Here is a 24953-nt window from a genome sequence, read left to right on the forward strand (position 1 = left end):
CTTCTACACGATCGTCACTGTCCGTCGAATTTCGGAAATGGTCATGAATCCACCCTCATACCGCACCAGAAGAAGCATGCGGTATGAGGAATTTCTGCCAGCAATATTGGAAGCTCGTCGGTCCGCATCAGCGATACGCCAGAAGATTACTGGGATGTTCCTCGATCCGGGCCTTGATGAGCGAGCGGAAGAACCGCGCGGCCCGGCCTCCTGAGGGCGCCCGTCCGTATCGCGACGGCCCTCGTTCGCGATGGAACCGTTCGAGTTCGGAACAGTCTGTCGGTGATGCCTGCATGAGGTCCCGTATTCCTCTATTGTTTCGCCTCGTGGAGAGGTCGCCGAGAGGAGGGCACTGTGGTTGATCTGCGCGACTGGTCTGGTCTGGTCCGGGGCCGGCACGATCACTTCGATGGTCTATACGTACGTGCCCTCATCGGCTCAGTCGGCCAATCATTCGCGAGCCCTTTTCAGGTCCTGGCCAACGACGGGCGCCGCTACTTCGTCAAGGCGCTGGATGGTTGCCAGGAATTCGCACGCGGCTCGCTTGCCGTTGAATATGTAGTAGCCGAGGCGGGGCGCCTGATCGGTGCGCCGGTGTGCGACAGTAGCCTGATCAGGATCCCCGAAGATTTCGCTGACTGGCCGATGCCGTTCGGCAAGCTCCAACCTGGCATCGCACATGCGAGTGCGGCGATAGAGCAGGCGGTGGAGTCACGACCGGCGTTGCGGCACCGCGTGCAGAACGACAACCGCAGCCGCCACGTTGGGCTTTACGCCCTGTATGACTGGTGCTTCGGTGATGATGCGCAATGGCTCCACGATCTGGACGACGACCGAGCTATCTACAGCCACGATCATGGCCTGTACCTGCCGCCTCACGACGGGAGCATCAGGGCGGAACTCCTGCAGCGATGCGTCGACGAGCCGAACGAGTTGCCCGACCCCGCTGCAGGCCTCGCCCCAGAGGCGGTCCGGGGAGTCTCAGAGGCACTTGAGAGAATCAACCGCGATGCTCTCGTCAACGTTGTGCGTAGCGTGCCAGCATCGTGGCCAGTGACCGATGACGATCTGGAAGCCCTCGGTTGGTTCCTCGAACATCGGGCGTCAGAGGTTGCAGCCAGGGTACGAGCGTTGATTTGAAGGGAGGTCGGTCCAATGAGTCGTTACGTCTACTCGGTTGTTCGCTGTCTCCCGGACCCGCGCACCGGTGAATTCGTCAACATCGGGGCTGTTGCCGGAGATCCTCTCACTGGCCGGTGGGCGGTCAGGCAACTGAGCAATACTGAAAGGATCCGCAAGTTCGTCGGCGGGCCGGCTCTCGAGGCGGCCACGAGTTGCCTCATAGCCCTCGGTGAGGAGATCGACCAGAACCAGGCCGCCCTCATGGAGGACGATGCCGAGCCTCTCGGAGAGGACTGGCTGGCGACACTACACCGCAATCATCGGAACGTCGTCCAGTTCAGCGAGCCTGCACCGATACTGGCGAACGACCCACAAGAAGCCCTCGCCTTCGTGTTCGATCACCTCATCATCGATCCCGTGACGCCGTCGAAGGAGCCGCATGTCACTAAGTACGATCTGCGTCGTAACCTTCGAGAAGCATTCAAACGAGCGATGATCCAAGAGAGTCTGATCCGCTCCAAAGTCGAGATCTTCGTGGGCGCTCGCGTGCACACACCCATCGATTTCGCGATCGCGAATGGCAGAGCAGTTCAACTCACGCAGGCATGGTCATTCCAGCTCGCCCAGGTTGACGACGTTCCTATGAAGGTGAAGGCCTGGGGGTACGCGCTCGAGCGGCTGCGGAGGGGCGAAGAAGCACGGGTCATCGACTCGGCCGGCCGAACGAGCACCATCAGCGCCAACGTTGACCTGCAGGTGGTGATCGCTCCGCCCCAGACTCACCAGCAGCGGGATGCGTTCGAAGAAGCCCAGCAGGTGTTTCGGAATCTTTCCGCTGATGTTCATGATCTCGCTGACGTGTCGGCTGTCACGTCAAAGGCGGCCGAGTTGGCGCAAACGCTTCGGTAGCTTCTGGTCTGCCCACGGGCCGTGACAAGTTGAAGGTCCTCGGCTCGGAACCTGGCGTCGTACGGCTGATCCTGTCAGCCGTACGACGAACACGGCCTGCTGCCGGACGTGCTGCACTTCGACCCGGCCCAGCCGGCCGCGTACCCCAATGGGCGGACGTTCACCGAAGACGTCATCGACATCCGCGTCGCGTTGCTCACCAAGAACGAAGCGCCGCCCACCGGACTGACGCCGCACACCGACACCCTGGACCGGTTCCCGTACCTCGGCGACCCGCACCCGGCGGCCACCTCCTGACGGACCAGGGCCCCCGAAGGCCCCGCGTCAGGCGGTTTTGTCGCGCATTTCGGTGATGGGTTCCGGAAGAATGATGCGCACCTCGACCTTGCGCGGCTCCTGAGCACCAGTGGCGGAAGCGTCGGTTCTCATCTCGGCCAGGCAGTCCAGGAGGTCGGTCAGTTCTTTGAAGAGCTTCTTCTCGCGTTCCGACACGTTGGGTCTGAACCTTATCCAGTCGTCGACGGTGAGTGGAGCTTGGCCGTAGGCGCGCCACTCTCGCAGATCGACGCTGGCCCAGAAAGCATTCTCCGTCTGGGCGTGCAGGTTGCGCAGGAGAACCTTCCGCGTTCCCTTGGCACGTCGCTGTTCGTTACTGGTCAGGTCGATGAGGTTTGTCAGGTGCCTGTTCAGCGTGTCCAAAGCGCCCATGAGCGCGGCGAAGGGATCGTCGGAAGCCGGGTGGGAGAACGCTCGGCGGACCTCCTTCTGGGTCCGTTCGATCTGTTCGTCCAGCATGGCGAATGGATCATTGTCCCTCATGGTGAGTGGAGTCTCGAGACGCGGTCGTTGAGGGTGTAGGCTTTCGCGCGGATGGTGGCGTCGGCGAGTCCGGCGACGATGGCTGGGACGTCTTGCCGGAGGGAGAACAGAGCCGCGCGCCGAATCACGTCCTGTTCCGGTTCCACAGGCCCCAGGTGATTCTCGACGTCGGTCAAGTCCTCAAGGATTCGGTCGCGGAGCTCCCCCAGCCGCGTGGCTGCCATGCTGAGGGAAATGGTGCCCGTTCGCGTGCTGATCTCCCCGACACTCGTGACGAAAAAGGCGACTCGTCGCTGCAGTCGGGCGAGGGACTCGGGTGTGGGCCGCCCGATGTAGTCGCTGATCGAGGTCACCGTGGTGTCGATGTCACTGATCAGCCTGATCAGCCACCGGGCGACCGTGGCCGCGTTGTCGGCGGCGGTTTGCTGCCAGCCGTCCGCATCGGCGTCGTGCTTGAATCCGTCGGCCAGGTCACTGATGCCGCGGATCGTGAGGGCGTCGATCTTCGACACGTGGGCCGCGTTGGACAGGCCCGCGCTCTCCATCTCGATGGCTACGGCGTCGTTGTAGTGGAATCGCAACTGGTTCTTGAGCGGGGACTCGGCCGAATTCAACACGACCTCGCCCGAGGCTATCGGCTTCGTGTGAACCCCGAACCTCGCCTGACCCCACGGTCTTCTCCTGGTTACCACTTTGGCCCGCTGCAGCAGACGGTGGGATCCTGGCCAGCTGTCCGGGCGAGCCAAGACACGTTCGCCCTCGTGTTTGGCCGAGTGGTACCAGTAGGTTTTGGTGCCAATGACGACGTCGCCCTGTTTGACCTTGTCCGGAGCCAGGCTGCCTGCGATCCCCACCATGAGTACGGCACGGGGCGAGAATCGCTGGATCGCCTGTGTCGTGACCACGGCGGCTCCAAGGTTGCCGGGACCGAGTTCGGCTATCACCACCTGCCACGGGCAGCCGTGCATCGTGCCGATTTCGAAGGTGGTCCCGGATTCGTGCTCATCCGTCTCCAACTCCGTCAGATGCTGGTAGACAGCGTTGTACTCGACTTCGAGGGCTGTCAGCACGATGATCTGTTCCGGCATCGAGAACCTCACCTCACCGCGGGTCCTCATTATCACCTCCGGCATCTGGTACGAACAGAGCCCACCCGCCCAGCGCGGGCCCGTCCAAACCTCCGCACGGGAGGACGTAGCCATGAGGAGGACCGGCAGCCTATCCCGGCTTCACGTGGCCCTGCCTCGCCGCCTGCTCTGTCGCCTGGTCGCAGTACGCCGGGGCGATCTGGGCGGCTGCCATCCGCAGAGCAGCGGTGGTCAGCGGCGGGCGTGGGATCAGCGCCTCGCTGTCGGTGGCTTCCATCCGATTGCCGGACCACGCAAGCCCGGGTCATCCGCATGAAAGGCATGTCGTACGCGGGTGGCCCGGCCGTCATGGTGGTCAGGTCGCCATCGGTGAGTTCCAGGAGGTAGGCGCTGCCCGCTCGCCGTGGGTCCCAGTCGCGATCGACGATGATCGGCTGCGAGTACTTCCTCAGAATCGCCATGGAACTCTGCGCCGCACGAGTTGCCGGAGTTCAGGTGAAACCGTAGCCTGTGCCCGGCTTCGGGCGAAAGGTTTGCAGGCGCGAACCAGGCGGCCACCCCCGTCGGCTGATCCCGTCAGCCGTACGCCGCCAGGAACGCCTCCGCCGCCTGGTCGGCGATGTGGTCGAGTTCCTTGGGGTCCGGGCCCGCCTGGGCGCCGGCGAACATCAGCTGGTTCATCGGCTTGTACATGACCAGCCCGGCGAACTGGTACGCCGCCAGCGTCGGGTCCGCCGGCTTCCGCAGCAGCCCGCGGTCCGCCAGGCGTTCCAGCGCCTGGCCCAGCAGCACCAGCGACTGGTGGAAGCCGCGCTCGAACCACGCCCCGGAGATGTCGGGGAACCGGTCGGCTTCGGCGATGACCAGGCGGCGCAGTTGGAGGACGTCGGGCCGGGTGAGGTTGGCGAGGAAGTCGCGGGCGAGGTCGCGCAGGGCCTGGCGCGGGTCGGTGGCCTCGTCGAGGATGCTCCCGTACGTCTGCTCGAAGCCGTCCACGAGGTGGGCGGTGGTGCCGAGGATGATCTCGGCGAAGAGGTGCTTCTTGTCCGCGAACTGCTTGTAGACGGTCTGCTTGGACACGGCGGCCTTGGCGGCCACCTCGTCCATGCTCGCGCCGAGGTAGCCGTTCTGCAGGAACACCTCGGTGGCGGCCGCCAGGATGGCGCGCCGTTTCCTGGCGGTGCGTCCGCCGTCCGGCCGGGCACCGCTCTGCTGTGGGTCCACAACACCTCCTCGAAGCCTCGGCAAGGATAGTACTGGACAGTTCCGTACCAAGAAGAGTACTGTACCGTCCAGTTCTGAGAAACAGAGGAGATCCATCATGGGGACGGTTCGCTCCAAGGACGGCACCATCATCGCGTTCGACGCGGTGGGCGAAGGGCAGCCGTTGATCATGGTCGACGGCGCGACCTCCCACCGGGCCGTCAACCCGCTGGGAGCGCAGGTGGGTGAGCTGCTCCGCGACGGGTTCCGGACGTACACCTACGACCGGCGCGGGCGCGGCCAGAGCACCGACACCGCCCCGTACGCGACGGAACGCGAGATCGAGGACCTGGCGGCACTGATCGACGACGCCGGAGCGCCGGCCATGGTCTGCGGCGCCTCCTCCGGCGCGGCCCTGGCCCTCGACGCCGCGGCGGCCGGGCTGCCGATCAACCGGCTGGTGCTGTGGGAGCCGCCGTTCATCATCGACGACTCCCGCCCGCCCGTGCCGCCCGACTACGTCCAGCGGCTCGACGACGCCATCGCCAAGGGCCGTCCGGGCGACGCCGTGGAGGTGTTCTTCACCGCGGCGATCGGCATGCCCGCCGAGGTCGTGGCCGGCATGCGGCAGAGCCCGTTCTGGCCCGCCGTCGAGGAGGTGGCGCACACGATCGCCTACGACGGACGGTTCGTGGCGGACACCATGGCGGGCAAACCGCTCGACAAGGACCGCTGGGCCACGGTCGACGTCCCCGTTCTCGCCATGCACGGCGACGGCACCGAGCCGTGGCTGATGGTCGGCGCCCGCGCCGTCGCCGACCTCCTGCCGACCGCGACCCTCCAGGTCGTCAAGGGGGAGAACCACGGCGTCGAGGCCGACGTGCTCGCCCCCGTCCTCAGGCGGTTCGCCGAGTCCGGGTGACGCGATGGGCAGACATACAGAAGGACATACAGAAGTACGCTTCTGTAATGCCGACCGCAGTCTTTACGGGGACTTCCCGTCGGAGGTGGGTTCGGGCGTGGTGCCGGACCCCGCACACCGCACCCAGATCGAGATCGACGTGGTGGTGCTCGCCGCCCAGGAGCCGGGGCGGCCTCGCCGGGGCCGCCGGGTTTGTCAGCGGGGCGTCGTCGCGCGCAGGAAGAGGGGCTCGGCGGCGGCCCGGGACTCTGCGCTGATCGGGGTGGGGCGGAACGTCGCCGGGTCGAGGTTGACCACGGCGCGGTAGCCCTCCGCGTAGGTGGTCTCGTGGTCGGCCGACAGGACGAGGAAGCCGTAGACCACGCTGCTGCTGCCCATGTTCTCGATCCACAGGCGCACCGCCAGCTCGCCGGCCGCCGTGACGGGCGTCCGGTACGTGATCTTGAATTCGCGCACGGCGAAGGAGACGTCCTTGAAGGCCGACGTGGCGGGGTCCGGCGTCCAGCCGAGTCTGTTCCAGTAGGCGGCGATCGCGCGCTCCACCAGCAGGGAGTAGCGCGAGTTGTGCAGCAGGCCCATGAGGTCGAGGTCGTCGAAGTGGACGTGGACGGGTTCGTAGTGCCCTTCGTCGGTCATTCAGTCCTCCGGCAGGAGTGCGGGGTCGGGGCAGAGCGCGCGCAGCCTCTGCAGGACGGCGCGGCGCGAGTAGGTGATGGCCTGAGGCTCTCTGAACAGCCGTGAATGGGCGACGGCCAGCTCGCCGAGGGCTTCGATCTCGTACGCGAGCTGGGCGGGATCGACGTCGGGCCGGAGATCGCCGCACTCGACCGCCTCGGCGGCGACGCGCCGCAGGAGCGCCAGCCAGTCGCGCATCGCCTGCGAGACGCGCTCGCGCACCGGGCCGGGGCGGTCGTCGAACTCGGTCTGCACCGTCAGGAAGAAGCAGCCGCCGGGCAGCACCCGGTCGGTGTAGAAGCGCAGCCGCGCCTCGTGCAGCGCGAAGAGCCGCCGGACGCCCCTGGGGGCGTGCAGGGCGGGGGAGATGATCCGCTCGGTCCACTGGCGGACGGCCCAGTCGACGGCGTCGAGCTGGAGCTGCTCCTTGTCGCGCCAGTGGGCGAAGAACCCCGACTTGCTGATGCCGAGCGCGGTGGCCAGGCGGCTGAGGGACAACCCGTCGAGGCCCTCCACGGAGGCCAGGCTGACGGCTTGGCCGAGGATCGCCTCCCTGCTGCGCCGGCCGCGCAGCAGGCGTCCGTCGTCTGTCATGTCTCCATACTATATGAACGATCGGTCGTTTAGTTTGAGAGCCGGGTGATCGCGTGGCTCACCCGTTAAACCAGCTGTTCGGCGGATAAGGAGAAAGCGACAGTAAAGCCCTTGAGCTGAGGAGATGCGCATGCTGCGTCGGAGGAGCCACAAGGCCATGCTCGCCACGGCCGCCATGGTGGGGGTGCTCGGACTGACGGGTGCCTGCGGAGGCGGGGGCGACGGTGGGGACGACGATCCGGACGTCGTGGTCACCAACCCGCAGGACGACAACGACCAGGACGACAACGACGGCGACTGAGGATCGGCGGCATGGTCCGATCGCTCCGGGCGCGCTTCAGGGCGGAGCGATCGGACTTGCCGGGTGGCGCGAGGGCGTCAGAGCGCGGCGAGCAGGGCCGTCACGTGGGGGAGGGGATCGGCGGCGACGGGACGGACCAGCACCGTGTCCGCGCCCGCCGACCACAGGGCCCTGACGTGCGCCGCCGCCTCCTCGGGGGTGCCGACCGCCATCGCCACCTCCTCGGCGGCCACGTCCAGGAACGCCGCCTGCTCCGCCGCGAGGTGACCGGGGAACCCCGGCCCGACGTGCAGGTAGGTGAAGACGACGAGTTCGTGGTCGCCGGCGGCGGCGATCTGGCCGAGCGCCTGCCGGACCCGGTCGGGGCCGAAGCCCTCGGGCAGGATCGTGCCCTGCGCCACCCGGCCCGAGAGCGCCAGCGAGCGCGGGCGCAGGACGCCCGCCAGCACCGGCGGGACCACCTCAGGCGGATGCACCAGGGACAGCCCGTCCAACTGGACCGACCGGCCCGCCATGGTCACCGTCTCGCCCCGCAGCAACGCCCGTACGGCGGTGATCGTCTCCTCCAGGAGGGCGAGCGGAGACGGCGCCGCGGCCCCCGCCCGCGCCATCCAGGCCGGCACCCCGTGCCCGATCCCCGCGGCCAGCCGGCCGGGGTGCAGCCGGGCGAGGTTGGCCAGCTCCATGGCCAGCAGCATCGGGTTGCGCAGCGGCGCCGGGGCGATGCCGAGGCCGACGCGCAGCCGGGAGGTGACGGCCAGGGCGGTGGCGGCGGAGGAGATCCCGCCGGTCCAGCCCAGGTCCTCGACCACCCACAGGTCGTCCACCCGGTCCAGGTCGTCGAGCGCGCGCGCCACCGGCACCAGCTGTTCGGGCGGCAGGTCCCTGTCGAAGATCACGCCCAGTCTCATGGTGCCTCCCGAGCCATGCGCCAGTAGTAGCGGAACAGGCGGCCGACCTCGGAGTAGCCGGCCCGCAGGAACGCCGCCGCCGTCGGCGTGTTGGCCACGTCGGTGGCGGCCACGACGCGTTCGACCCCGGCCTCGGCCAGCGTCCGTGTGCCGTGGGCCAGCAGGTCGTCGACGTAGCCGCGGCCGCGGTGCTCCGGCACCACCCCGATGTAGGCGATCGAGTGGTCGTCGGGCGCGACCAGGCCGACCGGCTCGTCGTCCAGGTAGCCGAGCACGAACCAGCCGGGCTTGCCCCTGCGGTTCATCAGGTCGTCGTACATCCAGCGGGCCTCGTGCTCGGCTCCCGCCGTCGCCAGCTCCTGCCGCGTGTCGTAGTCGAGCGACCCGTACGAGATGCGTACGAGCACGTCGAGCACCCGCGCCGGGTCGAGTTCCCTGGCCGGGCGGTAGGTCAGCCGGCCGGGGTCGGCGGGCAGGTCGCTGCCGAGCCGCCATTCGAGCAGCAGCCGTTCGACCTCCATCGTGAACCCGGCGCCGGTCAGCGACTCGTGCTGGAGGGCCCGGTCGACGAGCGGTGACAGGCCGGGCGGCAGCGGGATGTCATGGATGAGCTTGGCGACCCCGGACGCGGCCTGGGCGCGGCGCAGCAGGCGCGCGGCGGCGGCCGGGTCGGGGCCCGGTTCGAACTGCCAGACGAGCACCGGCTCGGCGCCGGCGAAAGGGGCCCAGAGCGCCAGGCGGGCCGGGCCGTCCACGAAACACCACTCCGGCCGTGTCCTGCCCTCGCCGTGGGCGGACCCGAGCTGCGACCGCGCGGGCTCGGGGAACTCATCGAACAACGCATGCCTCCACAGGCGAGGGGACGACCTCGGACATCGTCTCGCATGCCGGCCGGGGTCTACGCGGCGGTGCCGAGCGCCGCCTGCGCGTCGGCGAGTGAAGGGCTCGTCTCGAAGTGGCGGTCCAGGTTCGTGATCGTCAGCAGGTGGCTGATCATGCCCTCCTGGAGGACCAGGATCAGCCTGCCGCCGGTGCGTCGCACGTGGTTGAGCGTCGAGACCAGCACGCCCAGCCCCACGGAGTCGCAGAACGGCACCTCGCTCAGGTCCATGACCAGGTTGAGCGGGCCCGGAGTGGAGAGGACCGGCTCCAGCTCGGCCCGCAGCCGGGGCGCGCCCGCCACGTCGAGCTCACCCGAGACGCCGACGACCGTGCAGAGATCCTCCTGCCAGCACCTGACCACCATGGGGAAAAGGTTGCCCTCAGGGGGGATTGTTAACCTATTTCTTGCAGATGTTCTGCGTTGCGGTTTCCGCGGTCGGGGTAGCGCTCGGCTTCGCCGACGGGCTCGTCCGGGGCTTGGCCACCTTCGGCTGGTCGGCGCCGAGGACGACCTCGATCCCGTCCACGTCCGCCTGGCGCAGGTCCGCCCCCGGGATGGCGGCGGCGACCGCGCGGGCGGCGGCCTCCTGGCCGGCGGCGTGCCGCACCACCGTCTTCTTGTAGTCCTTGCGTTTGGTGTTGCCCGCGTCGTCGGGCACCCGGAAGCCGTAGGCGATCAGGGCCGTCCGCGTCCGGGCGCCGAGACCGCTGATCAGCGTGCCGTTGAGCACCTTGACCGTGACCTGGTCCGGCGCGACCGCGGCCGGCTTGGCCGACGTCCTGCCCGAAGGGCTCGCCTTCGGGGTGGGCTTGACCAGGTCCTGGTCGGCCTCGATGGCCCGGAACAGCTCGCGCGCCTTCTGCTTGTCCCACAGCACCGCCGACTCGCCGGTGGGGGTGCGGTAGTCGACGTCGGTCAGCGGCACGTCGGCGAACTGGACGTTGTCGAGCTTGACGTCCCTGAGCTGGGTGGCCAGGCCGAGCAGCCCGTCGTCGGGGTCCACCTTGATGGTGCCGAGCGTGGTGTTGACGAACGAGGCCAGCTTGGCCGGGTTGGCCAGCGTGTCGGCGCTCAGCGCGCGGTTGAGCAGGGCCGAGATCACCTGCTGCTGGCGGTCGATCCGGTCGAGGTCGGAGCGGGCGGTGGCGCGGGTGCGGGCGTAGCCCAGCGCCTGCACGCCCTGGAGCTCGTGGGTGCCGGCGGCGAGTTCGAGCCCGGTCTTGGGGTCGTTGATCGGCACGGGGGTGCAGACGGTGACGCCGCCGAGCGAGTCGACCACGTCGATGAAGCCGAGCACGTTGACCTCGATGTACCGGTTGATCTTCAGGCCGGTGGCCTGCTGGACCGTCTGCACGGTCAGCTTCGGGCCGCCGAACTGGTAGGCCGCGTTGATCTTGTGGTCGCCCTTGCCGGGGATCGTCGTCCAGGTGTCGCGCGGCAGGCTGACGACGGTGATCCTGCTGTGGTCCTCCGACAGGTGGATCACCATCATGGTGTCGGTGCGCTGGCCGGACTCGCGGCCGAGCTTGAGCTCGTTCTGCTTCTTACGGGTGAGGTCGTCGCGCTTGTCGACGCCGACCAGCAGGATGTTCTCCGCCCCGCGCGGCGCCGTCTCCTCCACCCCCGCGTCGACGGTGCCGATCTGGCGCGGGGTCGCCCACACCACGCCGGTGCCGACCAGCACGCCCATGGACAGCAGGCCGGCGACGATCGCGTTGCGCCGGCGCACCCGGGCGCTTCTGCGCGGCCTGCGCCGTACGCCGGCGAGCTTGACGCCGCCGTAGGCGTCGCCGCCCACGATCACCCCGGCGTCGTCCTCGCTCGGGTCGCGCATGGCCGTGTCCCCCCTCCGTGCCGCCGGAGGATTGCGCCGTCGATTGCCGTCCTCCCGTGGTCGTACAGTAGCGTGAGCCCCGCCATGAAGCAGTTCCCCGACTCGCCGCACGCGCCAGCGGAGACGCGTGGCTGGCCCCCCATCTCCGTCGTCATGCCGGTCCTCAACGAGGAGCGCCATCTCCGCGAAGCCGTCGACCAGGTCCTAGCCCAGCACTACCCGGGCGAGATCGAGGTCGTCCTCGCCATCGGACCGTCACGCGACCGCACGCAAGAGGTCGCCGACGCGATCGCCGCCGCCGACCGCCGCGTGGTCGTCGTGCCCAACCCCACCGGCCGCACGCCCAACGCGCTCAACGCCGCCATCGCCGCCTCCCGCAACGGCATCATCGCCAGGGTCGACGGCCACGCCATGCTCCCGCCCGACTACCTGCGGGTGGCGGTCGAGACCCTGTACGAGACGGGCGCCGACAACGTCGGCGGCGTGATGGCCGCCGAGGGCGTCAGCCCGTTCCAGCAGGCCGTCGCGCGCGCGATGACCTCGAAGATCGGGGTGGGCGCCGCGGCCTTCCACGTCGGCGGCACGGCCGGGCCCGCCGACACCGTCTATCTCGGCGTGTTCCGGCGCTCGGCGCTCGACCGGGTGGGCGGCTACGACGAGCACTTCCAGCGCGCCCAGGACTGGGAGATGAACCACCGCATCCGCCAGACCGGCGGCCTGGTGTGGTTCCAGCCGCGGATGCGGGTCTCCTACCGGCCGAGGCCCAACGTCAAGGCGCTGGCCAAGCAGTACTTCCACTACGGCAGGTGGCGGCGGGTGGTCGCGCGCACCCACGAGGGCACGATCAACCTGCGCTACCTCGCGCCGCCGGTCGCGGTGCTGGCGATCCTGCTCGGGCTGGTGGTCGCGCCGTTCTTCCCGCTGGGGCTGATCGTCCCCGGCGGGTACGCCGCGGCCATCGTGGCGGGGTCGATGCTGACCGGGAGCGGGCTGCCGTGGAAGGCCAGGCTGTGGCTGCCCGTGGTGTACGCGACCATGCACATGTCGTGGGGCTGGGGCTTCCTCACCAGCCCGCGCGGGCTGGCCCGCCCGCCCCGCTGACGCCTCCGGAACCTCCCCGCGCCGCCTCGCCGCCCACCGGCGGGGCGGCGCCCTCATGTCCGCCCACGAGTCCCGCCGGATGCCGGGAGCCGTGCGCGAAGGCGATCCGGGCGCTCAGGTCTCGACGACCTGGCCGGTCAGCCCGGAGACCAGGGCGTCGAGGCAGGCTCGGGCCGCCTGGCCGCCGGTCGACGGCCCGGTGAGCACCGCGTTGACGCGGACGCCGTGCCCGGCCCACTCGGCCGCCAGCACCCGCGCCAGCTCGGCGGTCGCCGCCCTGGCCGGCGCGGCGACGCTCCCGTCGCCGCCGCCCGCCAGCAGGACGAGCGCGCCGCCGCTCTCCCTGAGCAGCGGGTACGCGGCCCGCGCGACGTTCGCCGCCCCGAGGCAGGCCAGCGCCACCGCCTCGGCGCGGGCGCCCGCCAGCTCGCCGTCCACGGGGACGGACAGGTGGACCACGTGGTCCACGGGGCCCGCCTCGGCCAGGGCCTTGGCCGCCTGCTCCTCCGTACCGGCCAGTTGGGCGGGGAAGGAGCGCACCGCCGCGCCGTGCCCCCCGGCCAGGGCGGCGAGCCGCGCGCCGTCGCCGAAGACCGCCAGCGTCCGGCCGCCGAGGACACGCCGGTAGTCCGCCGGGGCGGGGGCGGGCGCGCTCGCGGCGGCCAGGCGCAGCAGCCGCTCGGCGATGGACAGGTCGAGCGGGTGGGTGACCTTCAGGTTGCGCTCGCTGCCCGGCACCAGGTGGATCGGCACCTCCGGCAGGTAGCGCAGCACCACGCCGCAGTCGTCGGTCGCCTGGCGGGTGGCGAAGTCCGGGTCGGCCATGGCCCGCCGGTACGCCTCGCGGATCACCGACAGCCGGAACGCCTGGGGCGTCTGCGCGCGCCGCAGCCGCGACCGGTCCAGCACCTCCCGGACGAGGTCGCCCTCGGCGACCAGCACCGTGTCGGAGCTCGGGATGGCCACCTCCACGGCCTCGTACGTCTCCAGGGCGCGGACGCAGTCGGCGATGATCCGGGGCTCCAGCAGCGGGCGTACGGCGTCGTGCAGGAGGACGTTGCACTCCCGCTCACCCACCGCCCGCAACGCCCGCCAGGTGCTCTCGGTGCGGCTCTCGCCGCCCTCGACGACCGCGGTCACCTTGCCGAACCCGCACCGCCGCACCAGCTCGCGCACCGGCTCCACGAACCCCGGCGTCATCAGCACGACCACCTCGTCGATGGCGTCGGACGCGTCGAAGAGCGCGATGGTGTGCTCCAGGATCGTCCGCCCGGCGAGCTTGATGAGCTGTTTCGGCTCGGTGTGTCCGACACGCTGACCGACGCCGCCCGCGAGAACCACGCCGATGGAGGGCAGCCGAGAAATCATAGTTCGAGGGTAACGGTCCTGGTCCGTGCTATCGCGTGGACCGATCGCTACGCTGTGTGTCACGCGCTCCCTCATCGCACGGGAGGATCCGCGCCTTGACAGACTCACTCACGGGGAGCGGCACGGCCGTGTGGGCGGTGCTGCTCGCCACGACTCCCGGGGGCCGGCTCGGCTGCCGCGAGGGCACACTGCTGGACCGGCTCACCGGTCAGCTCACCGCGCTGCGGGTGCGGGAGGTCCAGGTCCTGACGTCCGACGGCGGGCTCGCCGCCGACCTGCGCGGCGTGGCCAAGCTGGCCCGCGTGGCGGTGGGGGCGGTCGCCCTGGTCCCCGGCGACCTGGTGGCGCACACCGAGGCGCTGGCCATGCTGCTGGAGCACCCGGCGCGCGACACGCGGGCGCTGGTCGCCGCCGGGTCCGCGGTGGGGCCGACGCGGCCGCCGCTCCGGATCGAGGGCGGGCGGATCACCGCGGCGGGCAGCTCGTTCCACACCGTTCCCGAGGCCAACGCCGCGTTCGCGGGCGTGGTGCAGGTCGGCGAGGCCGACCTCGGCGCGCTCGCCGACGTCGCCGAGGAGCTGGCCGAGCTGGCGGAGTCGGGCAGGCTCGGCCCGGTCACCCCGGCGGAGGCCGTCGACCTGCTGCTGGTCGGCCTGGTGAGGTCGGGCGCGCGGGTGCGCCCGGCAGCGCTCGGGCCGCTCCACAGCACCCGGGCCACCGCCCAGACCTCCGCCGACGCGGCGATCGAGCGGCTGGCCGAGGTGGACGAGGACGAGGTCCGGCTCGACCGCGCGGTGAAGTCCGACGACGGCTTCTTCGCCTCCCACTGCGTCTCGCCGTTGACCCGGCGCCTGATCAAGCCCGCGCACGCGCTCAGGCTCACCCCGAACGCCGTCACCGGCATCTCGATCGGCCTGGCGGTGCTGGCGGCGATCTGGTTCTCGGCCGGCGGCCGGGGCGCGCTGGTGGCCGGGGCCGTGCTGTTCTACCTGTCGTTCGCGCTCGACTGCCTCGACGGCCAGCTCGCGCGCTACACGCGCGGTTTCACGCCGCTCGGGGCGTGGGCCGACGGGATGGCCGACCGGCTCAAGGAGTACGCGGTCTACGTCGGGCTGGCCTACGGCTACGTGGCCACGCACGCCTCCGGCGGCGGCAACCCGGACGGGATCTGGTTCCTCGCCGTGGCCGCGATGATCCTGCAGTCGGTCCGCCACTCGATCCACTTCTCGTACGCCGGATCGGTGTGGGACGCCGGCCAGGTCGGCCCGCTGTGGGCGGGGCCGGTCCGCTCCCTGCAGGAGCCGGCCGCCGCCGCCCGCGGCGTCCGTCCCCGGCAGGGGCTGCTGAGGATCGCCCAGCGGGTGCGGCGCGGCTCGGCCGTCCACTGGCTGCGCAGGATCGTCGCGCTGCCCATCGGGGAGCGCACGGCGCTGATCGCCGTCACGGCGGCCCTGTCCGACGCCCGGGTGACGTTCGTGGCGCTGCTCGGCTGGGGCGGCGTGGCGGCCGTCTACCAGCTCGCCGGCCGGATGGTGAGGTCCGCGGAATGATCTCTGTTCACATGGTCCCGGTGCCGCGCGGCAAGGTCGTCGCCTACCGCGACGACGGGCCGCTCTCGCGCGGCATGGGCATGCTCGTGGCCGGGCAGCTCCCGCCGCTGCCGCCGCTCGCCGCCGCCGCCTTCGTCACCGGGATCCTGCTGCTGATGGGGATGGCGGGGGCCGGCGGGCTGGCCGTGTTCGCGCCGCTGGTGACGCTGCTGCTGGCCGGGCCCGGCAGCTCCCACCCGCACGACGGCCGGTACGACTGGATGGCGCCGCCCGTCCTGCGCGCGATCGAGTACTCCTTCATCGCCGCCTGCGGCTTCGCCTACGACGTGCCCCCGCTGCTGATCTTCCTGGTGCTCGGGGCCGCCGCCTTCCACCACTACGACCTGGTCTACCGGATGCGGCAGCGGGTCTACCCGCCGCCCTGGCTGGCCGCGCTCGGCCTCGGCTGGGAGGGGCGGATGCTGGTGCTCGGCCTGTTCGCGCTCGTGGGCTGGGTGACCGGCGGGTTCGCGCTGCTGGCCGCGTACCTGTGGGGGGCGTTCGGCTGGGAGAGCCTCACGTGCTGGCTCGCCGCGCCGCGGACCGGGGCGCGCGCGGCGGACGCCGGGGCACAAGACTGAGGCGGATTACCCGCAGCGGGCCGAAAGGCAACTAACCTTTGGGCCTACGTAGTCATGCTCGACTGAGGAGTGCACGTTGCTGGGAATGGTGCTGGCCGCTGGAGCCGGACGACGCCTGCGGCCGTACACCGACACGCTGCCTAAGGCGCTCGTGCCGGTCGACGGCGACACCACGATCATGGACATCTCGCTGCGCAACCTGGCCGCCGTGGGCCTGCGCGAGGTCGTGGTCGTCGTCGGTTACGCGGCGCAGGCCGTACATGAGCGCAAGCGCGAGCTCGAGGAGCGCCACGGCGTCGAGCTCACCCTCGTGCACAACGACAAGGCCGAGGAGTGGAACAACGCCTACTCCCTGTGGTGCGCGCGCGACCACTTCGCCCGCGGCGCGCTGCTGGTCAACGGCGACACCGTGCACCCCGTGTCGGTCGAGAAGACGCTGCTCGCCGCCCCCGAGACCAGCGACATCCTGCTCGCCGTCGACGACGTGAAGAAGCTGGCCGACGAGGAGATGAAGGTGACGCTCTCCGAGGAGGGGGCGCTGCGCCGCATCACCAAGCTGATGGACCCGGCCGAGGCCTACGGCGAGTACATCGGGGCCACGCTCATCAGGCCCGGCGCCGCCGAGCGTCTGGCCGACGCGCTCAAGGCCACGTTCGAACGCGACCCGCAGCTCTACTACGAGGACGGCTACCAGGAGATGGTGGAGCGCGGCGAGGCGATCCACGTCGCGCCCATCGGCGAGGTCGACTGGGTCGAGGTGGACAACCACGACGACCTCGCCAAGGCCCGAGCCATCGCCGTCCGCTACTGAGGGGGCCGGATGCCGCTTCTAGCGAGGATGCTGCCCGCGCCGCTCACCATGGAGGTCAGGCGCGGCGCCGTCGCCCAGCTCGGCGCGCTGCTCGCCGACAGCAGGGTCGCCACCTCGGGCCGGGTGGCGGTCGCGGTCGGCCCCGGTCAGGGCGACCACATCGAGAGCCTGATCGCGCCGACGCTGGACGAGGCTGAGGTGTTCCGCGTCTCCGACGGCAGTGTGGAGGCCGCCGTCACCCTCGGCGGCGAGCTGCGCAAGGGCGCCTACGAGGTGGTCGTGGGCGTGGGCGGCGGCAAGACCATCGACACGACCAAGTACGCCGCCTCGCTGGCCGGCATCCCCATGGTCGCCGTCGCCACCAACCTGTCCCACGACGGCATCTGCTCGCCGACGGCCTCCCTGCTGTACGAGGGCGGCAAGGGCACGTTCGGCGTGCCGATGCCGCTGGCGGTCCTGGTCGACCTGGACTTCGTGCACAACGCGCCCCGGTCGCTGGTCCGCTCGGGCGTGGGCGACGTGCTCAGCAACCTGTCGGCGTGCGAGGACTGGCAGCTCAGCAACGTCGAGCGGGGCGAGCCGATCGACGGGCTGGCCTGCTCGATGGCGCGCACGGCGGCCGAGGCGCTGCTGGGCAGGGCCGACTCCATCGAGTCCGACGCGTTCCTGACCGTGCTGGCCGAGTCTCTGATCCTGTCGGGCATGTCGATGGTGGTCGCCGGGTCATCTCGGCCCGCGAGCGGCGGGGACCATGAAATCATGCATGCCGTGGACCAGCTTTTCCCCGGCACCTCCAACCACGGCGAGCTCGCCGGGATCGGCACCGCCTTCTGCTACTTCCTGCGGGAGGACGAGGCGCGACTCCGGCAGGTCACCGACTGCCTGCGCCGCCACGAGCTGCCGGTGCTGCCGGGCGACATCGGGCTGAGCAGCGAGCAGTTCGCCCAGTCGGTGGCGCTCGCGCCGTCCACCCGTCCCGGCCGTTACACGATCCTGGAGCACCTGCGCCTGCAGGACTCGGAGATCCGCGATCGGGTGGAGGACTATGTCCGGGCCTTCGGTCGCTGAGCTGCGCGGGGTCGCCCAGCCCGCCGGCCATCTTGACCGCCGCAACGGTGAGCACTGGGCGGGCGTGCTCTACATGCGCAGGCTGTCGATCTACGTCACCTGGCTGATGACCAAGACCTCGGTCACGCCCAACCAGCTCACCTGGGTGATGACGCTGGCGGGGGTCGCGGCCGGGGTGGTGGTGGCGCTGCCGGGGCTGTGGGCGGCGGTGGGAGCCGCCCTGCTGGTGCAGGTCTATCTGCTGCTCGACTGCTCCGACGGCGAGCTGGCCCGGTGGACCGGCAAGACCTCGCTCACCGGCGTCTACCTCGACCGGGTCGGCGCCTACTTCACCGAGGCGGCGCTGCTGGCCGGGCTGGGCTGGCGGGCGTCGGCCGTGCTGCCTGACTGGTACACGGTGCTGGGCTTCGCCGCGGCGCTCGGCGCCATCCTGATCAAGGCGGAGTCCGACCTGGTGGAGGTCGCGCGGGCCAAGGGCGGCCTGCCCCCCGCCACCGAGGCGGCGGCCGTGCAGTTCCGCTCGGGGCTGCTGGGGCTGGGCCGGCGGGTGCTCGCGGCAACCGGGTTCCACCGGATCGTGCAGCCGATCGAGCTGTCGTTGCTCGCGCTGGCGACGGCGGTGATCGACGTGGTGCGGGGCGATCTGCTGGCCACCCGGGTGCTCGTGGTGGCCTGTGTGGTCGCGGCCGGGCTACAGGTTGTCCTGCATCTGGTCAGCATTCTCGCGTCGAGGCGGCTGGCGTGATGCGATTTCCGGAACCGGCGGCGGCCCTCGTCCGTCCTATTGATCGGACATTGGCGGTTCGGTGGGGGTTCACTACCGGTTCCGATACGCTTAGCTCCACCAATATCAGGAAATATGCGAACCAGCAGACTCGGTGATCATGAAAGATTGCTCCGCCCGTGCTCCCGACGCGTCAGGACGATGATGCGTTGAAGATCTCGTGCGTCATCCTCACCATGGGTAACCGGGTCGCGGAGCTGGACCGGGCGGTCGCGTCCGCGCTCGACCAGATCGACGGCGACGTCGAGGTGGTGATCGTGGGCAACGGCGCGGACGTGCCCGAGCTGTCCGCGACGCCACCCGCTGGTTCGTCGGCGACCGTGAAAACGATCCGGCTCGACCACAATACGGGCATCCCCGCAGGCCGTAACCGGGGGGTCGAGGAGTGCTCCGGTGACGTGGTGCTGTTCCTCGACGACGACGGCTGGTACGCCAACCAGAAGGTGGCCGCGCACGTCAGGCACCGCTTCGCCACCGAGCCCGACCTGGCCGTCATCTCCTTCCGGGTGATGGACCCCGACGGCGGCGTCGGACAGCGCCGTCACGTCCCCCGCCTGCGCGCCGGCGACCCGGAGCGCAGCTCGCCGGTGACGACCTTCCTGGGCGGCGCCTCCGCCGTCCGGCGCTCGGCCTTCCTCCAGGTGGGCGGGCTGCCGGAGCGGTTCTTCTACGCCCACGAGGAGACCGACCTGGCCTGGCGGCTGCTGGGCGAGGGCTACCGGATCGAGTACGACGCCGAGACGGTCATGTACCACCCGCAGGTGCCGCCGACCCGCCACGCCCAGTTCTACCGGCTGAACGCGCGCAACCGCGTGTGGCTGGCCCGCCGCAACCTGCCGTGGCCGCTGGCGGTGATCTACCTGCTCGACTGGGTGGTGCTGACCCTGATCCGGGAGCTGGGCTCCAAGGAGTCGCTGAAGGCCTGGTTCACCGGCTTCTTCGAGGGCCTGCGCACCCCCGCCGGTGAGCGCCGTCCGATGGCCTGGAAGACGGCCTGGCGCATGGTGAAGCTCGGCCGCCCGCCCATCGTCTGAGGCCCTCTCAGACGATCTCCGCCTCTTCCAGCGCCATGCCGGCGTGCGCGACCGTGCCGGCCAGCAGGGGGCGCCTGGGCAGGCCCAGCTCGCTCAGCTCCTTGGCGATGGGATGGTTGCCGAGCCGGATGAGCGCGCCGCCGGGGCGCACCCGCACTCCCCGGGTCCGCAGGGCCCAGGGGATGCGCCGGGTGCGGCCGTCGCGGTGGGTGTAGGCGTCCAGGGCGATCACCGGGCCGGGACCGGGCAGCGGGGCGCCGGGCTTGATCAGCATGTCGAGCACGAGCCTGCCGTCCCTGCGCAGGATGCACCGCTTGTACGGGGTGCCGAGCCGCAGGTCGATGTCCGCCAGTTCCTTCGGCACGCCCCACAGCGCCCGCCCGGCCTCCAGCGTGAAGCCCTGGTCGACCGGCATCCAGTGGACGAACGCGGCCGCGTTCCGCAGGTCGCCGAGCCCCACCGAGCCCGTCGTGCCCGGCCGCCGGATCAGGAACGCCATGGCGAACTCGTGGTAGGAGTCGAGATCACCGTCGCGGTAGTCGGCGAACACCAGCACGCAGACGGCCTTGCCGGGCAGCACCTCGGCCACGTCCAGCCCCGAGTACGCGAGCACGGCCCGCGCGGCGTCGGCACGGACCAGGTAGAGAGCGCCGCACACCATCACGTCCCGCACCCGGACGGGCATGGTCACCGTCCTGCCCTGGATCAGATGCGATGCCATGGCTCCTAGTACATCAACCGCCGAACGCCGTGACCATCACCCCATGGACCGGCTCTGTACCGCGAACGACGGGGCCGGGGGACCGCCGCTCAACTTCCTGCTGCCCGGCCTCGCGAAGGACGGCGGTAGAGCCAGGTCAGGCGCGGCTCCAGCACCCATTTGAAGACCGTCCGGGTCTCCGGCAGGCAGAGCACGATCGCCAGCGCGAAGCAGCTGAAGCTGATCGCCAGGGCGCCCAGCGGGCCGTGCAGCCACGGCAGGTTGAGCCAGCCCTGGTCCTTGGCGATGAGCACCGGGATGCCGTGGAGGAGGTAGCAGTAGAGCGTGCGGGTGCCGAGATCGGAGTACCACGTCTCGCCTCTGGGCACCAGCGCGAGCAGCGCGAAGCAGAGCGCCAGGCTGCACAGCAGCAGCCCGGTGCGCACGCCCAGCCCCATGTACCAGGACAGGTCCATCTTCTCGTAGCTGTTCTTGAAGTAGAACGGCGCGAGCGGGGCCCTGGGCGCGATGAGGATGGCCACGGCCGCGGCGGCGAGGATGGTGACCACCGACACGATCTTGATCCACAGCCGGTTGAGCAGCTCGAAGTGCTCCGGCTGCATGACCAGCCCGATCACGAAGAACGGCAGCAGGCCGAAGAACCGGTCCATGCTGAAGTCGCCGGAGATCTCGGAGAACCCGGCGAACAGGTAGATCGCGATGGCCACCGGGATGGGGAATTTCATCCGCTTCCACACCGGCGTCGACAGCCGCCAGAACAGCAGCGCCAGCAGATACCAGTTGAGCCAGGCCGGGTCGATGATCGTCAGGCTCCACTTCTGCCCGAGGGCGAAGCGCAGCGCGGCGTAGCCGACCTCGACGATCACGTACGGCACGAGGAAGGTGTCGACCAGCTTGTTGGTCTTGGCGTTGGAGTTCCAGAAGTTTCTGGACAGGTAGCCGCTGATCAGCACGAACAGCGGCATGTGGAAGGTGTAGATGAAGATGTAGAGGGCCCGGTTGGAGTCGGCGTCGAGGGTCGGCACCAGCGAGTGGCCCACGACGACGAGCGCGATGAGCACGAACTTGACGTTGTCGAGGTACGGGTCGCGCCTGCGCTTGGCCGGCTGCTCGGCCTGTGGCTCCGGCTCCCGCGCCGACTCGCGCGCCGGCTGGGCCGGCGCCTGGTCCGGGCGGGGGGTGAAGAGCCCTTCGCCGGGGAGCGGCCACCGGGCTCCCGTGTTGGCCGGTCCCGCACTCTCATCGCCGGGAGCGTGGACCGGTGGGGAGTACTGGGTGTCAGACACTGGGAAGTCGCTCAGCTTCGCTCGGGGCCGGGGAACACGACAGGCGACAGCGCCTGCGAGGGCGAGCCGCTGTCGCCGACCCGCACCACGATATCCCTTGGTGCGGGTCCTGTCTCACGGCCTGACTGTTCCACAGTCAACTTGCAGGTGCCTTACACGCAGACGTTGCGCTGCTGGGAGGCGTTGATCGTGTTCTTCTCCACGGCCTCCGACAGTTTGGTGACCCGGACGCCCTTGAAGTCGCTGCCGATGACCAGCTGGAGCACCGGCCCCTTCTTGCCGGCTGCGGCCGGCGTGGTGGTGGGGGCGACCGTGGGCACATAGGGCTCGGTGGTGCCGGGTCTGACCTTGCCGGCCTGGGGATCCGGCCCCGGGTTGAGCTTCTTGGCCAGGACGCCGGCGTGGTCGGCGCCGGTCTCGGCCGCCTTCGGGTAGCGCACCTCGGTGGCCGCCACCGGGGCGCCGCCCTCGGCGGAGTAGTTGCCCAGCCCGACGACCTGGAAGCCCTCCTTGGCGAGCTGGTCCGCGACCTCGCGCGCCTTGCCCGGCACCCCGGTGGCGTTGAGCACCTGGATGCGCACCTGGCCGGGCTTGACGGCGACCTTCGGCCCGGCCGTCGCGGACGGCTCGGGCTCGGGCAGCTCGGTGTCGTTGACGATGGAGTTGAACAGCTCGCCCGCCGCGGGCTGCTGCCAGACGACGCGGTTCTTGTCCTCGGGGTCGGGCATCCACGGGACGGTGGTCAGCTTGACGCCCTTGGCGGTGAGGTCCTTGGCGCTGGCGGCGATGTCGAGCAGCTTCTGCGGGTCGTTGGCCAGGTCGGGGTCCATGGTCACCGACTGGGCGGCCGACTTGATGAAGCCGGTGAGCTTGACCGGGTCGGTGAGCAGGTCGTTGCTCGTGGCCTTGGCGATGACCTTGCTGAGGAAGATCTGCTGGCGTTTGATGCGCTGGATGTCGCTGCCGTCGCCGTAGTTGCGCAGGCGCACGTAGCCGAGCGCCTTCTCGCCGTCGAGCAGGCTCTTGCCGGGCGGGAGGACCAGCTTGGAGTTCTTGTCGTTGACGCCGGACTTGAGACAGATCTCGATGCCGCCCAGGGAGTCGACGATGTTCTTGAAGCCGCTGAAGTCGACCTCGGCGAAGTGGTTGATGCGGATGCCCGTCAGCGTCTCCAGGGTGGAGATCGTGCAGGCGATGCCGCCGTCGTTGTACGCCGAGTTGATCATCGACCGGTGGGGCGGCATCTCCTGCTTGGTCTTCTCGTTCTTGCACTTGGGGATGTCGACCATCGAGTCGCGCGGGAAGCTGACGAGCCGCGCCTGGTCGCGGTTGGGGGAGATGTGCAGCAGGATGATCGTGTCGGTGCGCTTGCCGCCCGCGTCGGCCAGCCGGGCCGTCTCCTGGCCGTATCTCGCGTTGCCGTCGCCCGCGCGGGTGTCGGAGCCGACCAGCAGCACGTTCAGCGCGCCGGTGTCGCGGGGGCGCGGGGTGATGATGTCTTCCTTGACGTTCTTCTTGTTGATCGCGTCGAGCGCGTCGCGATAGACGACGTAGCCGGTCAGTGAGCCGGCGACCATCAGGGAGGTGGTGGCGATGCTGACCCAGGCCAGCACGCGCATCCTGCCGCCTCCGCCGCCGCCGTCCTTGCCCCGGTTGCCGCGCTGGGGGTCCTTGGGAGGCGGCGCCGCGGCGGCGAGCCTGCGCGCCATCCTGCTGCCGGGCTGGGGCGGGGCGGCCCTGGTGTCCTCTACGGACACGCCTCTGTAGTCACTCATGCGCCCCCTAGCCTCGTCGCTGCGCGTCATACGCCGGCTCGGTCGTTCTGCGCCACGAGACTAGGTCACTCGCGGCGGCGCCGCAGCCATGACTGGAGGAATCGACCGTGACCCAGGCGTGATGATACAGGGGAAAAGCATACTCAGAGCTGGACATCTCGTGAAATATCGCTTGTAAATTCTTTGCCCTTCCCGCAGCTCAGCGCCGCCGCCAGACAGGCGAGCGGCACCGCCGGCAGCACGTACCGATAGTCGAACTCGGCGGCGGCCGCCGGAGTGACCAAGAGCACAACGGCCACGGACCAGGGCAGAAGCCAGAGGGCGGGGCCGGAACCCCCGCTCGCGCCGTACCGGAGGCGCCGCCCGCCCGAGACGAGCGGCGGCACGAGCAGGACCGCCAGCAGGACCGTGCCCGGCAGGCGCGCCACGTCCTGGTAGCCGCGCATCCAGCCGGCGTACGGCTCGACGATCGAGGTGCCGATGGGACCCTGCTCGTAGAGCTTGGCGAACTCGGTCCCGACCCGCGCCGGGTAGCGGCCCGGCGGGCCCGGCGGGGTCTCGGGGAACTGGTAGTAGTCGTAGATCTCCTGGTCGGGGTAGACGGGCCGGCCCCACAGGAACGAGCGGCCCAGCTCTCCCAGCACCGAGCCGGCGTAGTCGAGCGGCTGGGTGCGGATGGCCAGCAGCGCGAACCGCATGGCCAGGTCGTCCGTCTCCTCGGTGAACGTGATCCCCGGCAGGGCCACGATCGGGGCGTCCTTGGCCCAGATGTACTCCTGCGACGGCGGCCGCCGGTCGGCCGGGCGCGGGTCGCAGAGCACCTTCAGGTCGGCGGGCGGGTTCATCCTGGCGCAGTCGGCGAACGACATCGTGCGGGCATAGAGGAAGACGCCGTTGGCGCCGACGATGCCGGCCCGCTGGTAGGTGGCGTAGAACCAGCCGCCGTAGGCCAGGATCGGCACCAGCGCCGCCACCAGCATGATCCAGGCGGGCCTGACCTGCCGCCGCAGCACGAACCAGGCCGCCAGCAGCACGATCAGCGGCTGTCCCACGGTCCGCGTGAGCGAGGCGGCGGCCAGCAGCAGCCCGATCGTGACCGCCCTGGGCCGACCGGAGAGCGCGAGCGCGACGGCGGCGACGACCAGGAACATGAAGAGCGTGTCGGAGACGAGCAGGTGCTCCAGCTGGATCTGGTACGGCTCCACCAGCACGGGGACGGCGGCCAGGGTCGCGATCCACCGGCGGGTGCGCCGCACCGCCACCCAGTAGACCAGCACCCCGGTGGCCAGCCCGAGCAGGTGCTGCGCCGCGGTGACCGCGCCGAAGGAGTGGAACGGCTCCAGCAGCTTCATGAACATCGAGTAGCCCGCCGGGCGGACCAGGTCCGGCCGCGGCCGCATGACGGTGACCACGTACGTGTAGGAGTCGGGGAACCACAGCGCCGGCCGGTAGCCGAGCATGGTGATCACCCGCAGGGCGGTCCCGGCCGCCAGGACCGCCAGGAACCAGCCGTGCCGTCGCGCGAACCCCGCCCGCGCGACCTCCCGATCTTCCACCACGCCGCGTACGCTACC

General features: G+C 70.1%; 28 protein-coding genes. 13 read left to right on the top strand and 15 right to left on the bottom strand.

All coding sequences use genetic code 11. The annotated features are described in order from the left end of the window. From OUY22_RS18080 to OUY22_RS18095, 4 genes are all read left to right on the top strand, one after another. A partial coding sequence (locus tag OUY22_RS18080; RefSeq protein WP_270156181.1) for a hypothetical protein occupies positions 1-214 on the top strand: 214 nt, incomplete at its 5' end. A gap of 140 nt (positions 215-354) precedes the next feature. Then, positions 355-1140 carry a HipA family kinase gene (locus OUY22_RS18085; RefSeq protein WP_270156182.1) on the top strand — a complete coding sequence of 262 codons (786 nt, stop codon included), beginning with the start codon at positions 355-357 and terminating at the stop codon, positions 1138-1140. A gap of 15 nt (positions 1141-1155) precedes the next feature. Further along, the gene (locus OUY22_RS18090; RefSeq protein WP_270156183.1) at positions 1156-2031 is read left to right on the top strand and encodes a DUF3037 domain-containing protein; all 876 of its coding nucleotides are present in this window, start codon (positions 1156-1158) and stop codon (positions 2029-2031) included. A 108-nt stretch (positions 2032-2139) separates the two neighbouring features. After that, positions 2140-2328: a hypothetical protein gene (locus OUY22_RS18095; RefSeq protein WP_270156184.1), complete on the top strand. Its 189-nt coding sequence runs from the start codon at positions 2140-2142 to the stop codon at positions 2326-2328. A 27-nt stretch (positions 2329-2355) separates the two neighbouring features. On the opposite strand, the gene OUY22_RS18100 is transcribed toward OUY22_RS18095, so the two are convergent. From OUY22_RS18100 to OUY22_RS18115, 4 genes are all read right to left on the bottom strand, one after another. Then, the gene (locus tag OUY22_RS18100) at positions 2356-2826 is read right to left on the bottom strand and encodes a hypothetical protein (RefSeq protein WP_270156185.1); all 471 of its coding nucleotides are present in this window, start codon (positions 2824-2826) and stop codon (positions 2356-2358) included. Positions 2827-2846: 20 nt separating this feature from the next. After that, entirely contained in the window at positions 2847-3983 is a 1137-nt protein-coding gene (locus OUY22_RS18105) for a 5'-methylthioadenosine/S-adenosylhomocysteine nucleosidase (protein WP_270156186.1), read from the bottom strand. Positions 3984-4068: 85 nt separating this feature from the next. Further along, a complete protein-coding gene (locus OUY22_RS18110) occupies positions 4069-4215 on the bottom strand; it encodes a hypothetical protein (RefSeq protein WP_270156187.1) in 147 nt (48 codons plus the stop codon). Between the two features lie 299 nt (positions 4216-4514). Next, on the bottom strand, positions 4515-5162 hold the full coding sequence (locus tag OUY22_RS18115; protein WP_270156188.1) for a TetR/AcrR family transcriptional regulator: 648 nt from the start codon (positions 5160-5162) through the stop codon (positions 4515-4517). A 97-nt stretch (positions 5163-5259) separates the two neighbouring features. Between OUY22_RS18115 and OUY22_RS18120 the strand changes: the two genes are divergently transcribed. Then, positions 5260-6063: an alpha/beta fold hydrolase gene (locus OUY22_RS18120; RefSeq protein WP_270156189.1), complete on the top strand. Its 804-nt coding sequence runs from the start codon at positions 5260-5262 to the stop codon at positions 6061-6063. 195 nt (positions 6064-6258) lie between these two features. Here OUY22_RS18120 and OUY22_RS18125 read toward each other — a convergent pair whose 3' ends face one another. Continuing rightward, positions 6259-6699, bottom strand: coding sequence for an acyl-CoA thioesterase (locus OUY22_RS18125; RefSeq protein WP_270156190.1), 441 nt, complete (start codon positions 6697-6699; stop codon positions 6259-6261). Continuing rightward, positions 6700-7332 (bottom strand): TetR/AcrR family transcriptional regulator, encoded by a 633-nt coding sequence (locus OUY22_RS18130; protein WP_270156191.1) that lies wholly within the window; start codon positions 7330-7332, stop codon positions 6700-6702. A gap of 130 nt (positions 7333-7462) precedes the next feature. Between OUY22_RS18130 and OUY22_RS18135 the strand changes: the two genes are divergently transcribed. Continuing rightward, positions 7463-7633, top strand: coding sequence for a hypothetical protein (locus tag OUY22_RS18135; protein ID WP_270156192.1), 171 nt, complete (start codon positions 7463-7465; stop codon positions 7631-7633). Positions 7634-7710: 77 nt separating this feature from the next. Here OUY22_RS18135 and OUY22_RS18140 read toward each other — a convergent pair whose 3' ends face one another. Genes OUY22_RS18140 through OUY22_RS18155 form a run of 4 tightly spaced genes read right to left on the bottom strand, consistent with a single transcriptional unit; the run spans position 7711 to position 11261 of the window. After that, positions 7711-8544 carry an LLM class flavin-dependent oxidoreductase gene (locus OUY22_RS18140; RefSeq protein ID WP_270156193.1) on the bottom strand — a complete coding sequence of 278 codons (834 nt, stop codon included), beginning with the start codon at positions 8542-8544 and terminating at the stop codon, positions 7711-7713. Then, the gene (locus tag OUY22_RS18145) at positions 8541-9383 is read right to left on the bottom strand and encodes a GNAT family N-acetyltransferase (protein ID WP_270156194.1); all 843 of its coding nucleotides are present in this window, start codon (positions 9381-9383) and stop codon (positions 8541-8543) included. Before OUY22_RS18145 ends, OUY22_RS18140 begins: the two co-directional genes overlap by 4 nt. Positions 9384-9442: 59 nt before the next feature. Continuing rightward, positions 9443-9790: an STAS domain-containing protein gene (locus OUY22_RS18150; protein WP_270156195.1), complete on the bottom strand. Its 348-nt coding sequence runs from the start codon at positions 9788-9790 to the stop codon at positions 9443-9445. A 34-nt stretch (positions 9791-9824) separates the two neighbouring features. Continuing rightward, on the bottom strand, positions 9825-11261 hold the full coding sequence (locus OUY22_RS18155) for an LCP family protein (RefSeq protein ID WP_270156196.1): 1437 nt from the start codon (positions 11259-11261) through the stop codon (positions 9825-9827). 84 nt (positions 11262-11345) lie between these two features. Between OUY22_RS18155 and OUY22_RS18160 the strand changes: the two genes are divergently transcribed. Beyond that, positions 11346-12362, top strand: a complete 1017-nt coding sequence (locus OUY22_RS18160; protein WP_270156197.1) for a glycosyltransferase family 2 protein — start codon at positions 11346-11348, stop codon at positions 12360-12362. A 114-nt stretch (positions 12363-12476) separates the two neighbouring features. Here OUY22_RS18160 and OUY22_RS18165 read toward each other — a convergent pair whose 3' ends face one another. Beyond that, positions 12477-13730 (bottom strand): bifunctional cytidylyltransferase/SDR family oxidoreductase, encoded by a 1254-nt coding sequence (locus OUY22_RS18165; protein ID WP_270156198.1) that lies wholly within the window; start codon positions 13728-13730, stop codon positions 12477-12479. Between the two features lie 95 nt (positions 13731-13825). Here OUY22_RS18165 and OUY22_RS18170 point away from each other — a divergent pair, with 95 nt between their 5' ends. The 6 genes from OUY22_RS18170 to OUY22_RS18195 all read left to right on the top strand — a co-directional run bounded on the left by OUY22_RS18170 (position 13826) and on the right by OUY22_RS18195 (position 19597). Next, the gene (locus OUY22_RS18170; protein ID WP_270156199.1) at positions 13826-15280 is read left to right on the top strand and encodes a CDP-alcohol phosphatidyltransferase family protein; all 1455 of its coding nucleotides are present in this window, start codon (positions 13826-13828) and stop codon (positions 15278-15280) included. After that, the gene (locus tag OUY22_RS18175) at positions 15277-15900 is read left to right on the top strand and encodes a DUF5941 domain-containing protein (protein ID WP_270156200.1); all 624 of its coding nucleotides are present in this window, start codon (positions 15277-15279) and stop codon (positions 15898-15900) included. Before OUY22_RS18170 ends, OUY22_RS18175 begins: the two co-directional genes overlap by 4 nt. Before the next feature lie 76 nt (positions 15901-15976). Then, a complete protein-coding gene (locus OUY22_RS18180; protein ID WP_270156201.1) occupies positions 15977-16711 on the top strand; it encodes a phosphocholine cytidylyltransferase family protein in 735 nt (244 codons plus the stop codon). Between the two features lie 27 nt (positions 16712-16738). Then, on the top strand, positions 16739-17779 hold the full coding sequence (locus OUY22_RS18185; RefSeq protein ID WP_270156216.1) for an iron-containing alcohol dehydrogenase family protein: 1041 nt from the start codon (positions 16739-16741) through the stop codon (positions 17777-17779). Continuing rightward, positions 17757-18524, top strand: coding sequence for a CDP-alcohol phosphatidyltransferase family protein (locus tag OUY22_RS18190; protein WP_270156202.1), 768 nt, complete (start codon positions 17757-17759; stop codon positions 18522-18524). The genes OUY22_RS18185 and OUY22_RS18190 overlap by 23 nt, the downstream gene beginning before the upstream one ends. Before the next feature lie 188 nt (positions 18525-18712). Next, complete coding sequence (locus OUY22_RS18195) at positions 18713-19597, top strand: glycosyltransferase (RefSeq protein WP_270156203.1); 885 nt, start codon at positions 18713-18715, stop codon at positions 19595-19597. Between the two features lie 7 nt (positions 19598-19604). On the opposite strand, the gene OUY22_RS18200 is transcribed toward OUY22_RS18195, so the two are convergent. The 4 genes from OUY22_RS18200 to OUY22_RS18215 all read right to left on the bottom strand — a co-directional run bounded on the left by OUY22_RS18200 (position 19605) and on the right by OUY22_RS18215 (position 24938). Then, positions 19605-20318: an acetoacetate decarboxylase family protein gene (locus OUY22_RS18200; protein ID WP_270156204.1), complete on the bottom strand. Its 714-nt coding sequence runs from the start codon at positions 20316-20318 to the stop codon at positions 19605-19607. A gap of 89 nt (positions 20319-20407) precedes the next feature. Beyond that, positions 20408-21604, bottom strand: a complete 1197-nt coding sequence (locus OUY22_RS18205) for an acyltransferase family protein (protein ID WP_270156205.1) — start codon at positions 21602-21604, stop codon at positions 20408-20410. A gap of 152 nt (positions 21605-21756) precedes the next feature. Next, complete coding sequence (locus OUY22_RS18210; RefSeq protein ID WP_270156206.1) at positions 21757-23379, bottom strand: LCP family protein; 1623 nt, start codon at positions 23377-23379, stop codon at positions 21757-21759. Positions 23380-23522: 143 nt separating this feature from the next. Then, on the bottom strand, positions 23523-24938 hold the full coding sequence (locus OUY22_RS18215) for a hypothetical protein (RefSeq protein WP_270156207.1): 1416 nt from the start codon (positions 24936-24938) through the stop codon (positions 23523-23525). Positions 24939-24953 lie beyond the last annotated feature (15 nt).

It is taken from the genome of Nonomuraea corallina, assembly GCF_027620315.1.
Classification (GTDB): domain Bacteria; phylum Actinomycetota; class Actinomycetes; order Streptosporangiales; family Streptosporangiaceae; genus Nonomuraea; species Nonomuraea corallina.